This window comes from Algibacter luteus, from assembly GCF_030344935.1.
Classification (GTDB): Bacteria; Bacteroidota; Bacteroidia; order Flavobacteriales; family Flavobacteriaceae; genus Arenitalea; species Arenitalea lutea.
The window spans coordinates 967,604-982,503 of sequence record NZ_CP128313.1; the positions used below are offsets into that span (position 1 = coordinate 967,604).

The 14,900-nt window shown below is 32.1% G+C and carries 16 protein-coding genes; 15 read left to right on the forward strand and 1 reads right to left on the reverse strand.

Translation table 11 applies throughout. The features are described 5' to 3' along the window. The first annotated feature begins 12 nt into the window (after positions 1-12). The 15 genes from secY to ctlX all read left to right on the forward strand — a co-directional run bounded on the left by secY (position 13) and on the right by ctlX (position 12,714). Complete coding sequence (gene secY, locus O5O44_RS04205; RefSeq protein ID WP_019386287.1) at positions 13-1,368, forward strand: preprotein translocase subunit SecY; 1,356 nt, start codon at positions 13-15, stop codon at positions 1,366-1,368. A gap of 10 nt (positions 1,369-1,378) precedes the next feature. Then, positions 1,379-1,594, forward strand: a complete 216-nt coding sequence (gene infA, locus O5O44_RS04210) for a translation initiation factor IF-1 (RefSeq protein ID WP_007094967.1) — start codon at positions 1,379-1,381, stop codon at positions 1,592-1,594. A 94-nt stretch (positions 1,595-1,688) separates the two neighbouring features. Beyond that, positions 1,689-1,805, forward strand: coding sequence for a type B 50S ribosomal protein L36 (gene ykgO / locus O5O44_RS04215; protein ID WP_013305171.1), 117 nt, complete (start codon positions 1,689-1,691; stop codon positions 1,803-1,805). A 3-nt stretch (positions 1,806-1,808) separates the two neighbouring features. Beyond that, the gene (rpsM, locus tag O5O44_RS04220; RefSeq protein WP_019386288.1) at positions 1,809-2,183 is read left to right on the forward strand and encodes a 30S ribosomal protein S13; all 375 of its coding nucleotides are present in this window, start codon (positions 1,809-1,811) and stop codon (positions 2,181-2,183) included. Between the two features lie 108 nt (positions 2,184-2,291). Then, a complete protein-coding gene (gene rpsK, locus O5O44_RS04225) occupies positions 2,292-2,675 on the forward strand; it encodes a 30S ribosomal protein S11 (RefSeq protein WP_019386289.1) in 384 nt (127 codons plus the stop codon). Between the two features lie 192 nt (positions 2,676-2,867). After that, a complete protein-coding gene (gene rpsD / locus O5O44_RS04230; RefSeq protein ID WP_289195849.1) occupies positions 2,868-3,473 on the forward strand; it encodes a 30S ribosomal protein S4 in 606 nt (201 codons plus the stop codon). 96 nt (positions 3,474-3,569) lie between these two features. Next, on the forward strand, positions 3,570-4,562 hold the full coding sequence (locus tag O5O44_RS04235) for a DNA-directed RNA polymerase subunit alpha (RefSeq protein ID WP_026009904.1): 993 nt from the start codon (positions 3,570-3,572) through the stop codon (positions 4,560-4,562). Between the two features lie 59 nt (positions 4,563-4,621). After that, the gene (gene rplQ / locus O5O44_RS04240; RefSeq protein WP_019386292.1) at positions 4,622-5,092 is read left to right on the forward strand and encodes a 50S ribosomal protein L17; all 471 of its coding nucleotides are present in this window, start codon (positions 4,622-4,624) and stop codon (positions 5,090-5,092) included. An 89-nt stretch (positions 5,093-5,181) separates the two neighbouring features. Beyond that, positions 5,182-5,877, forward strand: a complete 696-nt coding sequence (locus O5O44_RS04245) for a hypothetical protein (RefSeq protein WP_289195850.1) — start codon at positions 5,182-5,184, stop codon at positions 5,875-5,877. A gap of 37 nt (positions 5,878-5,914) precedes the next feature. Continuing rightward, complete coding sequence (locus O5O44_RS04250) at positions 5,915-6,592, forward strand: hypothetical protein (protein WP_289195851.1); 678 nt, start codon at positions 5,915-5,917, stop codon at positions 6,590-6,592. A gap of 87 nt (positions 6,593-6,679) precedes the next feature. Beyond that, positions 6,680-7,783: a glutamine-hydrolyzing carbamoyl-phosphate synthase small subunit gene (carA, locus tag O5O44_RS04255; RefSeq protein WP_019386295.1), complete on the forward strand. Its 1,104-nt coding sequence runs from the start codon at positions 6,680-6,682 to the stop codon at positions 7,781-7,783. 156 nt (positions 7,784-7,939) lie between these two features. After that, positions 7,940-9,232 (forward strand): phosphopyruvate hydratase, encoded by a 1,293-nt coding sequence (gene eno / locus O5O44_RS04260; RefSeq protein ID WP_019386296.1) that lies wholly within the window; start codon positions 7,940-7,942, stop codon positions 9,230-9,232. A gap of 174 nt (positions 9,233-9,406) precedes the next feature. After that, positions 9,407-10,696: a citrate synthase gene (locus O5O44_RS04265; RefSeq protein WP_019386297.1), complete on the forward strand. Its 1,290-nt coding sequence runs from the start codon at positions 9,407-9,409 to the stop codon at positions 10,694-10,696. Positions 10,697-10,846: 150 nt separating this feature from the next. Then, positions 10,847-11,761, forward strand: a complete 915-nt coding sequence (locus O5O44_RS04270) for a dimethylarginine dimethylaminohydrolase family protein (protein WP_289195852.1) — start codon at positions 10,847-10,849, stop codon at positions 11,759-11,761. A gap of 5 nt (positions 11,762-11,766) precedes the next feature. Continuing rightward, the gene (gene ctlX / locus O5O44_RS04275; RefSeq protein ID WP_289195853.1) at positions 11,767-12,714 is read left to right on the forward strand and encodes a citrulline utilization hydrolase CtlX; all 948 of its coding nucleotides are present in this window, start codon (positions 11,767-11,769) and stop codon (positions 12,712-12,714) included. On the opposite strand, the gene O5O44_RS04280 is transcribed toward ctlX, so the two are convergent. Then, the gene (locus O5O44_RS04280; protein ID WP_289195854.1) at positions 12,711-14,786 is read right to left on the reverse strand and encodes a tetratricopeptide repeat-containing sensor histidine kinase; all 2,076 of its coding nucleotides are present in this window, start codon (positions 14,784-14,786) and stop codon (positions 12,711-12,713) included. The genes ctlX and O5O44_RS04280 overlap by 4 nt on opposite strands. Positions 14,787-14,900: the final 114 nt, after the last annotated feature.

Genomic DNA, 14,900 nt, shown 5'->3' on the forward strand with positions numbered 1-14,900 from the left:
CTTTTTATAAGTATGAAAATTATAGAATCGATTAAGAATGTTTGGAAAATAGAAGAACTAAGAAACAGAATCATAGTAACTTTGAGTCTGTTATTGGTTTATCGTTTTGGTGCTCAAGTAGTTTTACCTGGTATCGATGCTGCACAACTTGGAGGTTTAGCAGAAAAAACAGACAGTGGTTTGTTAGGTTTGCTTAACGCCTTTACAGGGGGAGCGTTCGCAAATGCCTCGGTTTTTGCTTTAGGGATTATGCCTTACATTTCTGCTTCTATTGTTGTTCAATTAATGGGAATAGCTATTCCTTATTTGCAGAAACTGCAAAAGGAAGGTGCTAGTGGCCAAAAGAAAATCAATCAGATTACACGTTGGTTAACAATCGCTATCTGTTTATTGCAAGCACCAGGATATTTAGCAAGTTTACCAGCATTAGGAATTCCTTCTACGGCATTTTTATTAGGTACAGGACCTTTATTCTATTTCTCATCAGTAACTATTTTAGTAACAGGTTGTATTTTCGCAATGTGGTTAGGAGAAAAAATAACTGATAAAGGTATTGGTAATGGTATTTCTCTGCTAATTATGGTAGGTATTATAGCTACTTTACCTCAAGCCTTCTTGCAAAACTCGGCAACGAGATTAGAAGGTGGTGGAAATGGTGGATTAATGATGGTACTTATTGAGCTAGTTATCTGGTTTGTTATCATTTTAGCTTCTATTATGTTAGTAATGGGAGTAAGAAAGATTGCTGTACAATATGCTAGAAGAACGGCGTCAGGCGGTTATGAAAAGAGTGCTATGGCAGGTTCTAGACAATACATTCCATTGAAGTTAAATGCATCTGGAGTAATGCCAATTATATTTGCACAAGCAATCATGTTTGTTCCAAGTTTAATTGGAGGATCATCGTTCTTAAAAGAAACAGCTTTCGGAACTTGGTTACAAACTAACTATTCTGATATTTTTGGATTAGTTTATAACATTACATTTGCTTTATTAATTATAGTATTCACTTACTTTTATACGGCAATTACAGTGCCTACCAATAAAATGGCAGACGACTTGAAACGTAGTGGTGGTTTTATTCCTGGTATTCGTCCAGGTTCTGAAACATCAGAATTTTTAGATAAAATAATGTCTCAAATAACCTTACCGGGTTCTATATTTTTAGCACTTATCGCTGTATTTCCGGCGGTAATAGTTAAACTAATGGGTGTACAACAAGGTTGGGCGTTGTTTTTCGGTGGAACATCACTATTAATTATGGTTGGAGTGGCAATTGATACTATGCAGCAAATTAATTCATATTTGTTGAATAGACACTATGATGGTTTGATGAAGACTGGTAAAAATAGAAAAGCAGTAGCTTAATTATTATACTATGGCAAAACAAGCAGCAATAGAGCAAGACGGAACGATTATAGAAGCATTATCAAATGCTATGTTTCGTGTTGAGTTAGAAAACGGTCACATTGTGACTGCTCATATCTCTGGTAAAATGCGTATGCATTACATCAAACTATTACCGGGTGATAAAGTAAAATTAGAAATGAGTCCTTACGATTTAACAAAGGCTCGAATAACTTATAGATACTAAAGATTAAGTTGTAAGGTGATAAAGTAAAAAGTTAAAAAGGTAAAACTTAAACAACTTTAAACTTTTAAACTTTAAACTTTTAAACTAGAAAAAGATGAAAGTAAGAGCTTCAGTTAAAAAAAGAAGTGCAGATTGTAAAATCGTGCGTAGAAAAGGTAGACTTTACGTGATAAACAAAAAGAATCCTAGATTTAAACAAAGACAAGGGTAAATTATGGCAAGAATTGCAGGTGTAGACATACCAAAAAACAAAAGAGGAGTAATCTCTTTAACTTATATCTATGGAATAGGTAGAAGTAGAGCAAAAGACATTTTAGCATCAGCTAAAGTAGACGAAAGTATTAAAGTTCAAGACTGGACGGATGACCAAATTGCTGGTATTCGTGAGGCTGTTGGTACTTTTACTATTGAAGGTGAATTACGTTCTGAAACGCAATTAAACATTAAGCGATTAATGGACATTGGATGTTACAGAGGTATTCGTCATAGAGCTGGTCTTCCATTAAGAGGACAACGTACTAAAAACAACTCTAGAACTAGAAAAGGTAGAAGAAAAACTGTTGCTAACAAGAAAAAAGCAACTAAGTAAGAATAATTAGAAATATTTAGTCTTTAGTTATTAGACGTTGGAAGGAATCTGTTTGAAATTACGGTTTAGGATTCTAGCGACTATCACTAAAACTAAGCACTAGAAATTATGGCAAAAACAAGCACAAAAAAACGTAAAGTTATAGTTGATTCTGTTGGAGAAGCGCATGTAACAGCTTCTTTTAACAACATCATTATTTCACTTACCAATAAAAAAGGAGACGTTATTTCATGGTCTTCTGCAGGTAAGATGGGATTTAGAGGTTCAAAGAAAAACACACCATATGCGGCTCAATTAGCAGCAGAAGATGCATCTTCAGTAGCTCATGAAGCTGGTTTAAGAAAGGTGAAAGTTTATGTAAAAGGACCAGGAAATGGTAGAGAATCTGCTATCCGTTCTATTCATAATGCAGGGATTGAAGTAACAGAAATTATTGATGTTACTCCATTACCACACAATGGATGTCGCCCACCAAAAAGAAGAAGAGTTTAATAACGTTTTAGCTAACGTTTATTGAATAAAGCAAATAGAAAAATTAATATCATCTGAATGCCAGATGGTATTAATTTTTTGTATAAATTTGCAAACCGAAAAAATAATTAACAAGTATTAACGAGAGATCAACGATTATCGAAGGATAAGATTAAGACCTTAATTCATAATCACTCTCAAAACAAATTTAAAATGGCAAGATATACTGGTCCTAAAACTAAAATAGCTCGTAAATTTGGCGAAGCTATCTTCGGAGACGATAAGTCATTCGAAAAAAGAAATTACCCTCCAGGTCAACATGGAAATAACAGAAGACGTGGTAAAAAATCTGAATACGCTATTCAACTTCAAGAAAAGCAAAAAGCAAAATATACTTACGGTATATTAGAGCGTCAATTCAGAAACTTGTTTAAAAGCGCAAGAGCTGCTCAAGGTATTACAGGTGAAGTACTTTTACAACTTTGTGAGTCTAGATTAGACAATGTAGTATTTAGAATGGGAATTGCTCCTACTAGAAGTGCTGCAAGACAATTGGTATCTCACAGACACATCACCGTTAATGGCGAGTTGGTAAATATACCTTCTTATCAATTAAAGGCTGGAGATGTTATTGCTGTAAGAGAAAAATCAAAATCACTTGAAGCTATTGAAAGATCACTTTCAAACTCAAGCAACGTTTATGAATGGATAACTTGGAATTCTGATACGAAACAAGGAACTTATGTTTCTGTTCCTGCAAGAATCCAAATTCCAGAGAACATAAATGAACAATTCATAGTCGAATTATACTCTAAATAATAAATTATTAACATTGGTATTTGGCCAAAGGGTTTATAAGTATTTCTTCAAACTTTTGAACCGCGCAACCAAATAACAATTAAAACGAAGAAAAAAATGGCAGTATTTAATTTTCAGAAGCCCGACAAAGTAATCATGATTGATTCTACTGATTTCGAAGGCAAATTCGAATTCAGACCTTTAGAACCAGGTTATGGTCTAACGGTTGGAAATGCACTTAGAAGAGTTTTATTATCTTCTTTAGAAGGTTTTGCAATTACTTCAGTTAGAATAGAAGGTGTAGATCATGAGTTTTCAGCAATAGCTGGTGTGGTGGAAGATGTAACAGAAATTATCTTAAACTTAAAGCAAGTTCGTTTCAAAAGACAAATTGAAGATATCGATAATGAATCAATATCTATTTCAATTTCAGGTCAAGAAAGAATTACTGCTGGAGATATACAAAAATTTATTTCAGGATTTCAAGTATTGAATACAGAATTAGTTATCTGTAATTTAGATCCTAAAGTGAATTTAAATATGGAAATCACTATTGAAAAAGGTAGAGGATATGTTCCTGCGGAAGAAAACAAAAAAGCTTCTGCGCCAGTTGGAACTATTTTTACTGATTCAATTTATACACCAATAAAAAACGTAAAGTATAGTATCGAGAACTATCGTGTTGAACAAAAAACAGATTACGAAAAATTAGTTTTTGAAATCATTACTGATGGGTCAATTACGCCACAAGATGCTTTAACTGAAGGTGCTAAAACGTTAATTCACCACTTCATGTTATTCTCTGATGAGCGTATAACTTTAGAAGCTGATGAAATTGCACAAACTGAAACATATGATGAAGAATCATTACATATGAGACAGTTGCTTAAAACGAAGTTAATCGATATGGATTTATCTGTTCGTGCCCTTAATTGTTTAAAAGCTGCAGAAGTTGATACCTTAGGAGATTTGGTATCTTTCAATAAAAATGATTTAATGAAATTCAGAAACTTTGGTAAGAAGTCTTTAACCGAGCTTGAAGAGCTTGTGAATGTTAAAGGACTAAACTTCGGAATGGATTTAAGTAAATATAAATTAGATAAAGATTAATTAATCATATTTTGCTCCTCGGATAACGAGTTTGGTAGCAAGATGATAAAACAAACGTCATGAGACACGGAAAAAAAGTAAACCACTTAGGTAGACAAACAGCTCACAGAAAAGCAATGTTAGCAAATATGGCTTGTTCATTAATTGAGCACAAGCGTATTAATACAACTGTTGCAAAAGCAAAAGCTTTAAAACAATTTGTAGAGCCAATGATTACAAAATCTAAACAAGACACAACACATAACAGACGTCTTGTTATGTCTAAATTAAGACAAAAGGATGCTGTTGCAGAATTGTTTAGAGATGTTGCGGCTAAAGTGGCAGACAGACCAGGAGGATATACTAGAATTATAAAACTAGGTAATCGTTTAGGTGATAACGCTGATATGGCAATGATAGAATTAGTTGATTACAACGAAATCTATAATGCAGGAAAAGCTACAAAGAAAACAACTAGAAGAAGTAGACGTGGAGGTTCAAAACCAGCTCCTGCTCCAGTTGAAACAAAAGCATCAAACGAAGAAGAATAAATGTGTATTAAACATTAAATATAAAAAGGATAAACTGTTATAGTTTATCCTTTTTTTTTGTAAAATCTTAAAAAAAAGTTAAATACTATATGAATAAATTGTTAGTGATATTAGTTGTATGTCTGGGGCTAAAAGGAATGTCGCAGTCTTCTTATGATAATAATGGAAGAATAGATAATATTGGGGTTAATGATTTTGGAAATGGCATGTGGGTGAAATCTGTATCCCAAAAAGTGGATTTAAAAGGGTCTCCTTATCTCTATGATTCTTGGTTTAATAATGGTAAAATCTATTTAAGCAATAGGGTTTTAAGTATTATGTCTATGAATTATAATATGCAACTTGAGCGATTTGAAGCTAAAATTTCAGAAGACTCTGTTTTCGCAATTGATCCTCAGGGCATAAAGAAGGTTGTGATTCGTGATAAAGAGTTTATACGAAGACTCGATCCTGAGTTTCAGAGAAATTCGTACTTCCAAAAAATAGCAACCATAAACGGAAAAGTACTTTTAGAAAAGCATACGGTTGAATTAAAAGAAGGACAAATAAACCCTATGACGATGCAAAAATTGCAAAAAGATGCACTAATAAAAAAAGAGGTGTATTACATTGCAAACAGCAAGGGGGAGGATCTTAAAAGCTTTAAAGTTAAAAAAAGATCAATCTTATCTTTAATCAATAAAAACAAATTAGATCGTGTTAAGACATTTGCAAAGCAACATAAACTTAAATTTAAAAAAGCTGAAGACGTCAAGGCAATTATCGAGTATTCCAAAACATTATAATTATTTCTTATATTTATAGGACTTAATAAATATAAACATGAAAAATTTAGTTATCGGTATCTTTCTTTTGAGCGTTACTTTGGTCTTTGCACAACGAGATGATTCTACTAGAATTACGAATGATTATTCTGGATTAAATTCAAATTCAATTGGGGCATGGATAAGCAATCCTATTGATGATGGCGTTGATGGATCTATGTATCTTTATGATAATTGGAAATCATATGCTATTATCTCGACACAGAATGATAAAAAATTAATTATCAACGACTTAAATTACGACACAAAAAACAATAAATTTTGTGTAAAAGTATCTAATGATTCGGTTTATGTTTTTGATAATGCCAGTATAAAGGAAGTTAGATTAGATAATAAAACATTTAAAGAGTATAGTTTGCAAGGGAAAAGGACTTTTTTAGAAGTGATTGCGTTTAATGAAGATCTCGAAATATTAAAATGGCATACTAAAATAGTTAAGAAAGGCACTTTAAATCCTTTGACACAAGTTAAAGAAAAAGACCGCTATATAAATAAAGAAATACTTTATTCTAAAAAAGGAAATGTAATTAAAGAGTTAAAGCTCAATAAAAAGGCATTTAGTAATTTGTTTAGTAAAGATGCTAAAATGGTTCTTAATTTTATAAAAGACAATAATATTAATATTAAGGACGAAAAACGATTACAAACAATTTTAAATTTTCAAAACTCATTATAATGTTAATAAGCATTTAATATATAAAGGATAAACTATTTTAGTTTATCCTTTTTTTTATGCAATTTTGCAAAACTTTTCAAAAGAAATATGAAATATCAAAAAAGACAAAAAGCTATCGTTCTTCTAGCAGATGGCACAATTTTTTACGGTAAAGCAGTGGGTAATAAACAAGGAACTTCATTTGGTGAAGTTTGTTTTAACACTGGAATGACAGGTTATCAAGAAATTTTCACAGACCCTTCTTATTTTGGACAGCTAATGGTAGCTACCAATGCCCATATCGGGAATTATGGTACAAATGTAGATGAAGTAGAATCTGATTCTATAAAAATTGCAGGTTTAATAGTGAAAAATTTTAGTTACGAATATTCTAGAGATGCAGCAGATTCATCATTAGAAGATTTTCTTGACAAGAATAACCTCTTAGCTATTTCAGATGTTGATACAAGAGCATTGGTAAGTTATATAAGAGACCATGGCGCTATGAATGCAGTAATTTCTACTGAAGTAGATAACATTGAAGGCTTAAAAAAGCAATTAGCAGAAGTGCCCAATATGGAAGGACTGGAATTAGCTTCTAAAGTGTCTACAAAAGAACCTTATTATTTTGGAAATGAAAACGCAACTTATAAAGTAGCAGCTTTAGATATTGGTATAAAAAAGAATATACTTAGAAATATAGCTGAAAGAGATGCTTACATAAAAGTTTTTCCATATGATTCGAAGTTTGAAGATTTGGAAGCGTTTAAACCAGATGGGTATTTCTTATCAAATGGACCAGGAGATCCAGAACCTTTATTAGAAGCTCAAGAGGTGGCTAAAGAGATTATAAAAAGAGATTTACCTTTATTTGGTATCTGTTTGGGTCATCAAGTTATTGCGCGCGCCAATGGCGTATCAACCTATAAAATGCATAATGGCCATAGAGGTATTAATCATCCTGTAAAAAATTTAATAACTGGTAAAGGTGAAATTACATCTCAAAATCATGGTTTTGCGGTGAATAGAGAAGAGGCAGAGCAAAATCCAGATTTGGAAATCACGCATTTACATTTAAACGATAACACAGTGGCTGGCTTAGCCATGAAGAACAAAAATGTATTTTCAGTGCAATATCACCCTGAAGCTAGTCCAGGACCTCATGATTCGTCATATCTTTTTGATCAATTTATAAGCAATTTAAAGAAATAAAAGAATTTAAAAAGTCTAAATTATTCGACTGAATAATTTAGACTTTTTAACTAAAACGTTATAGACGATATTTTTTCAATTTCTAATCAAACATATTAAAAAAAACAAGATTTAACCGTAAATTTGAAGTAATAAAAGATTAAAAACAAACCAATTATGAGTATAATTATAAATATCCACGCTAGACAGATTCTAGATTCAAGAGGAAATCCAACAGTAGAAGTAGACGTAGTAACTGAAAATAACATATTAGGTAGAGCTGCTGTGCCATCAGGAGCATCAACTGGTGAGCATGAAGCTGTTGAATTACGTGATGGCGGAAATACTTATATGGGTAAAGGTGTTTTGAAAGCTGTTGAAAATGTAAACACTATAATTGTAGAAGAATTAATAGGAGTTTCAGTTTTTGAACAAAACCTGATTGATAAAATTATGATAGATTTAGATGGGACTCCAAATAAATCTAAATTAGGTGCAAACGCTATTTTAGGTGTTTCATTAGCTGTAGCAAAAGCTGCTGCTAACGAGCTTAATATGCCATTATATCGATACGTTGGTGGGGTTTCTGCTAACACGCTACCTGTCCCTATGATGAATATCATTAATGGTGGATCGCATAGTGATGCTCCAATAGCATTCCAAGAGTTTATGATTATGCCGGTAAAAGCAAAAACTTTTACACATGCCATGCAAATGGGAACTGAAATTTTTCATAACCTAAAAAAGGTACTGCACGATAGAGACTTAAGTACTGCTGTTGGTGATGAAGGTGGTTTTGCCCCTAACTTAGCGGGAGGAACAGAAGATGCTTTAGATACAATTGCTAAAGCTGTTGAAAATGCAGGTTATAAATTTGGCGACGAAATTAAAATTGCACTAGACTGTGCTTCTGCTGAATTTTTTGTAAACGGTAAATATGATTACAAGAAATTTGAAGGCGATTCAGGAGTAGTAAGAACATCCAAAGAACAAGCTGAATATTTAGCTGAATTAGCTTCTAAATACCCAATTATTTCAATAGAAGATGGTATGGATGAAAACGATTGGGAAGGTTGGAGTTATTTAACCGAACTTATTGGAGATAAAGTACAATTAGTAGGTGATGATTTATTTGTAACTAATGTTGAGCGTTTATCTAGAGGAATTGAAAATGGAATTGCCAATTCAATCCTTATTAAAGTAAACCAAATAGGATCTTTAACTGAAACTATTGCTGCAGTAAATATGGCTAAAAATGCTGGTTATACTTCTGTAATGTCGCACCGTTCTGGCGAAACAGAAGATAATACAATTGCTGATTTAGCTGTTGCTTTGAACTGCGGACAAATTAAAACTGGTTCTGCTTCACGTAGTGATCGTATGGCTAAATACAATCAATTACTTAGAATTGAAGAGGAATTAGGTGAAGTTGCATACTTTCCACAAGAGAATGCATTTAAAATAAAATAAATAGCATTATATTTTTTATACTAAAAGCGATTATTTTTAAATAATCGCTTTTTTATTTAGTGTCAATTTTAATATTTCTTAAATCAACGAAAACGATTGAGATAATCTAATAAAATAATTAGATATTTTGTACTTTAGCATTCCGCATAAAAATTAAATTCACTAAATAAGAATATGGCAAATACGGCTAAAATTGAAATTGAAGGAAAAAATTACGAATTCCCACTAGTTAAAGGAACAGAAAATGAAGTTGCAATAGATATTTCTAAACTTAGAGCAACAACCAAAGGTGTTATTACTATTGATCCTGGTTATAAAAATACAGGGTCTTGTGAAAGTGCAATTACATTTTTAGATGGTGAAAAAGGAATTTTAAGATATCGCGGATATAACATTGAAGATTTAGCCGATAAAGTTGACTTTTTAGAAGTTGCTTACTTATTAATTTTTGGTGAATTACCAACAAAAGAGCAGAATGATAAATTTCATGATGATATAAAGGCTGAATCGGCTGTTGATGAAGATGTCAAAAAGATATTAGATGCCTTCCCGAAGGCTGCACATCCTATGGGAGTTATCTCATCATTAACAAGTGCCCTTACCGCATTTAATCCGTCATCTGTAGACGTTTCTTCAGAAGCTGAAATGTACAAATCGGTAGTAAGAATTCTTGGTAAAATGCCAGTTTTAGTGGCATGGACAATGCGAAAAAAGCAAGGACAACCTTTGGATTATGGAGATAACACGCTAGGTTATGTTGAAAATCTATTAAAGATGATGTTTTCTAGACCAAACAGTTGCTATGTTCAAAACCCGGTTTTAGTTAACGCTCTAGATAAGCTATTAATCTTACATGCAGACCATGAACAAAACTGTTCAACATCTACAGTAAGAATTGTTGGATCTTCACATGCTGGTTTATTTGCATCGCTTTCAGCTGGAATTTCTGCATTATGGGGTCCATTACATGGTGGAGCTAACCAAGCAGTAATAGAAATGTTAGAAGCTATTCAGGCTGATGGTGGTGATACTAAAAAATATATGGAAAAAGCAAAGGATAAAAATGATCCTTTTAGACTAATGGGCTTCGGACATCGTGTTTACAAGAATTTTGATCCTCGTGCTAGAATTATAAAGAAAGCTGCAGATCAGGTTTTACACGATTTAGGAATAGAAGACCCTATACTCGACATTGCTAAAGGACTTGAAAAAGAAGCTTTAGAGGATAAATATTTTGTGGATAGAAAACTATATCCGAATGTAGATTTTTATTCTGGAATAATTTATAGAGCTATGGGTATACCAACAGAAATGTTCACGGTAATGTTTGCCATAGGACGATTGCCAGGTTGGATTGCACAATGGAGAGAAATGCGCCTTAAAAAAGAACCAATCGGAAGACCAAGACAAATTTACGTAGGAGCAACTCAGAGAGCATTCGTTCCTGTTGAAGATCGAAAATAATTTTCATATTTTTAAAATATTCTTAAGCTTCATGATAAATTCATGAAGCTTTTCTTTTTTTTATCTAATTTTATAAGAATAACTTAATTTGTCTATTATTATTCTTAGTTTTGAAGCTGAAATTTAAATGCCTTTTTAATCCGAAAAAGTATGCTAAAACTAAATGTTCAAGACGAAATATCAAGATTACGAGCAGTGGTTTTAGGAACGGCATTAAGTAATGGGCCAATTCCTAAAATTGAAGATTGCTATGACCCTAAAAGTATAGAACATATAAAAGCAGGAACATATCCAACAGAGGCAGATATGATTAAAGAGTTGGATGCCGTTGATGAGGTATTTAAAAAATACGGAGTAAAAGTATTTAGACCTGAGGTAATACAAGACTGCAATCAAATTTTTGCTAGAGATATTGCTTTTGTAATTGATGATATTTTAATTGAGGCTAATATACTACCTCATAGAGAAGAAGAAGTTGAAGCCATTGATTATATATGGAATCAAGTTGCAGAGAATAAGCGAATTATATTACCAGAAAACTGTCATGTTGAAGGAGGTGATGTCATGCCTTGGTACGATCATATCTTTATAGGAACATATTCTGGTAACGATTATTCAGATTTGATTACAGCTCGTACTAATATACATGCTGTTAAGGCTATACAAGATATATTTCCACATAAGAAAGTAAAGTCTTTTGAGCTTAGGAAATCTAACACAGATCCAAAAGAAAATGCGCTACACTTAGATTGTTGCTTTAACCCATTAGGAAAGGGTAAAGCTATTATTCATAAAAACGGATTTCTTATTGAAGATGAGTATCAATGGTTGGTTGATTTTTTTGGAAAAGAAAATATTTTTGAAATTACAAAAGATGAAATGTATCAAATGTGCAGCAATGTATTTTCAATTTCTGAAGATGTAATTATTTCAGAACGAAACTTTACAAGATTAAATAGTTGGCTAAGAAAACAAGGCTTTACTGTTGAAGAAGTACCTTATGCCGAAATAGGAAAACAAGAAGGATTATTACGATGCACTACAATGCCATTAATTAGAGATTAAAAGGAATGCAACAAACTACAAATACCATCTTGATGGTTCGTCCTGTAAATTTTAGGATGAATGAACAAACTGCTGTAAATAATTATTATCAGAAAGATATTGATGATGTATTGCCCGATACTATCAATACCAAAGCACAAAAAGAGTTTGATACTTTTGTTGAAAAACTTAGAGTCATAGGCGTGCAGGTAATTGTGGTTAAAGATAGAATGGAAACTGATACACCAGATTCTATTTTTCCAAATAATTGGGTGTCATTTCATGAAAATGGCGACGTTGGATTATATCCTATGTTTGCTGAAAATCGAAGAAAAGAACGTCGCGAAGATATTCTTGAAACCATTGAAAAAGAAGGTTTCTTAATTAACAATATTATTGATTACACAAGCGCAGAAGAAGAACAAGTGTTTCTGGAAGGAACTGGAAGTATTATTCTTGATAGAGCCAATAGAAAGGCTTATTGTGCTTTATCACCACGTGCAGACGAAGACTTGTTTATTGAATTTTGCGAAGATTTTGAATATTCTCCTGTAATTTTTACGTCATACCAAACTGTAGATGGTGCGCGTAAACCAATTTATCATACCAATGTTATGATGTGCATTGCTGAAACCTTTGCAATTATTTGTTTAAGTAGTATAGATGATAAGAAAGAGAGAAAAAATGTTATTAAGCATTTAAAAGAAGATGGGAAAGAGGTTATTGATATTACAGAAACGCAACTCAATAATTTTGCTGGCAATATGCTTCAAGTTAAAGGAGATAATGACGTGAGATATCTAATTATGAGTCAAGCTGCCTATGATTCATTAACAAAAGCTCAAATTAAGCAAATAGAAAAGCATTGTAATATACTTTCTAGCTCTTTGGAAACTATAGAAACTTGCGGTGGTGGAAGTGCGCGTTGTATGATGGCAGAAGTGTTTTTACCTAAATCTAAAAATAAAGTCTAACTATTTGGTCTTGATTTAGGAAGCTGAACGTAAAATGTGCTTCCGACGCCTTGGGTGCTTTCAACCCAAATTTTACCATGATTTAGTTCTACAAGTTCTTTACAAATAGAAAGTCCTAATCCTGTTCCTTTTTCGTTGTCAGTACCCATTGTGGTGAAAGAACTATTGTTAAAAAGTCTATTTATGTTTTCTTTAGAAATGCCAATTCCTGTATCAGCAATACTTACAATACAACTACCATTGCTAATATGGTTTGAAATTGTAATGGTATCGCCACTCTTACAGAATTTTAGTGCGTTTGCAAGCAGGTTTTGAACTACAATTTCAAACATACTTCTATCAGCATATGCAAAATCGCGTAAAGAATGGTCTACTAAAGAAATTCCTTTATTTTCCATACGCTGTTCAATCAACTTAATTTTACTTTCAAAAACCTCTTGTATATCAAATAAACTCGGTTTGGGCTCTAGCGATTGCATTTGAGATTTAGACCAATTAAGTAAGTTGAAAAGTAGCAGAGAGGCGTTATTTGCGTTCTCACTTAATTCTGGGATTAAATTATCAAATTCTTCTCTTGAGAGAGAACCATCCTTTAATAAATCTATAAAGCCATTTATTGACGATAACGAATCTTTTAAATCGTGAGAAACAATAGAAAACAATTTGTCTTTTACATTATTTACATTTTCTAGATGCTTTGTTTGCTCTTGAAAGGCTTCGTTCTGTAATTGAATTTTTATATTTTTTTCCTCTAAATCCTGGGTGTACTTAATATTGCTGTTTCGTTTTAAATACACTAAAACTAGTAAAGCAGAAACCACTAAAAGCGCTGCGACCAGTGCGTAAAGTATTAGTTTGTATTTATCTAATTTTTTGTCAAGCACTGCCTTTTCAGTAGGCGTGATTTTACTAACCGTAGATCGAACTTCAGATTGGTTTACGAGATTGGTATTTGTTTCTGTATTAACAGGAGTTTGATTAATAATTTGTTGCGCCTGTTTAATTTCAGAATTTTTAAGCTTATTATTTAATTCATAATATTCACGTTGCCAAACGAAAGCTCTGTCAAAACGTTTACGAGTTGAATCTAAAGTCTTCATTAACTTATAATGCCTTAAAAGCTCCGTTTTATTATTTAAGCTTTTTGCAATGTCGCCCGCATCAACAAGTTGTTTTTCTGCGATATTTAATCTGCCTTGTCTTAAATTTAAATCTCCTAAATTATTCAAGGCTAGTAATAATCCAGTTTTATTTTTTGTTCTAGTATTTATGTTATAACCTTGTACTAAATACCTTGTAGCTCTATCATAATCATTAAATTTTAAGTATTCACCTCCCAATTTAGGATATACTTGCCCGCGAACAGAGTCGTTATTTGATTCGCCACTTTCCAGCACTTTTTCATAATATTCGATTGCTTTTCTATGTTCTTTTTTATTAGAATATAGTTCTGCTAATTTACTATGAGATTCAATAATGCCTTTGGTGTCATTTAATTTCAATTGTACATTTAAAGCCTTTAAATAAAATTCAATAGCTTTTTCAGATAAATTAATGTTATAATAGGCTTTTGCTAAATTACTGTAGGCAAGATTTAAATCTGTTATAAGATTTCTTTTTTCAAGTTCTTCAATAGCCTTTAAGGAGAATTGTAAACCTTTATTATAATTTCCTCGTTTAATTTCTATTAAACCAATACTGTTATTAACTTTGGCTATACTTAGCGTGTCGTGAAGTATGCTAAATAGTCCTTTCGATTTATTGTAACCGCTAACAGCATTTATATAGTCTCCCTTTTGGGCATAAATAAGCGATTTGTAATAGGTGATTTCTGCAATACCTTTTTTGTAGTCTAGCTCGTTTGAAAGTTTTTCACTTTTAATAATATATTCTAATGCTCTTTCGTAGTCATTTGTATGATAAAGCGCCTTAATAAGTTTTATTGAGGTTTCAATTTTTAATGAGTCTTGTTCTTGGAAAGCTAATTCTATTGCAAGCTTATCTATGTCCTCGGTTTGAGATAAACCAATAGAAACAGTCAACATAAACAATAAAATAATTATTCTCCTCATTATAACATTTAAATCACAACTATGAATAAAGTAATATTTAGGGGTCTTAAATTTTGAGGGAAAATAAGATTACTTTATTTAGTAATAATTATTGTTAACATTAATTCTTAACTC

Bases quoted from the DNA above. Each gene is read 5' to 3' on its own strand.
- secY (WP_019386287.1), top strand. From the start codon at position 13: ATGAAAATTATAGAATCGATTAAGAATGTTTGGAAAATAGAAGAACTA.
- infA (WP_007094967.1), top strand. From the start codon at position 1,379: ATGGCAAAACAAGCAGCAATAGAGCAAGACGGAACGATTATAGAAGCA.
- ykgO (WP_013305171.1), top strand. From the start codon at position 1,689: ATGAAAGTAAGAGCTTCAGTTAAAAAAAGAAGTGCAGATTGTAAAATC.
- rpsM (WP_019386288.1), top strand. From the start codon at position 1,809: ATGGCAAGAATTGCAGGTGTAGACATACCAAAAAACAAAAGAGGAGTA.
- rpsK (WP_019386289.1), top strand. From the start codon at position 2,292: ATGGCAAAAACAAGCACAAAAAAACGTAAAGTTATAGTTGATTCTGTT.
- rpsD (WP_289195849.1), top strand. From the start codon at position 2,868: ATGGCAAGATATACTGGTCCTAAAACTAAAATAGCTCGTAAATTTGGC.
- O5O44_RS04235 (WP_026009904.1), top strand. From the start codon at position 3,570: ATGGCAGTATTTAATTTTCAGAAGCCCGACAAAGTAATCATGATTGAT.
- rplQ (WP_019386292.1), top strand. From the start codon at position 4,622: ATGAGACACGGAAAAAAAGTAAACCACTTAGGTAGACAAACAGCTCAC.
- O5O44_RS04245 (WP_289195850.1), top strand. From the start codon at position 5,182: ATGAATAAATTGTTAGTGATATTAGTTGTATGTCTGGGGCTAAAAGGA.
- O5O44_RS04250 (WP_289195851.1), top strand. From the start codon at position 5,915: ATGAAAAATTTAGTTATCGGTATCTTTCTTTTGAGCGTTACTTTGGTC.
- carA (WP_019386295.1), top strand. From the start codon at position 6,680: ATGAAATATCAAAAAAGACAAAAAGCTATCGTTCTTCTAGCAGATGGC.
- eno (WP_019386296.1), top strand. From the start codon at position 7,940: ATGAGTATAATTATAAATATCCACGCTAGACAGATTCTAGATTCAAGA.
- O5O44_RS04265 (WP_019386297.1), top strand. From the start codon at position 9,407: ATGGCAAATACGGCTAAAATTGAAATTGAAGGAAAAAATTACGAATTC.
- O5O44_RS04270 (WP_289195852.1), top strand. From the start codon at position 10,847: ATGCTAAAACTAAATGTTCAAGACGAAATATCAAGATTACGAGCAGTG.
- ctlX (WP_289195853.1), top strand. From the start codon at position 11,767: ATGCAACAAACTACAAATACCATCTTGATGGTTCGTCCTGTAAATTTT.
- O5O44_RS04280 (WP_289195854.1), bottom strand. From the start codon at position 14,786: ATGAGGAGAATAATTATTTTATTGTTTATGTTGACTGTTTCTATTGGT.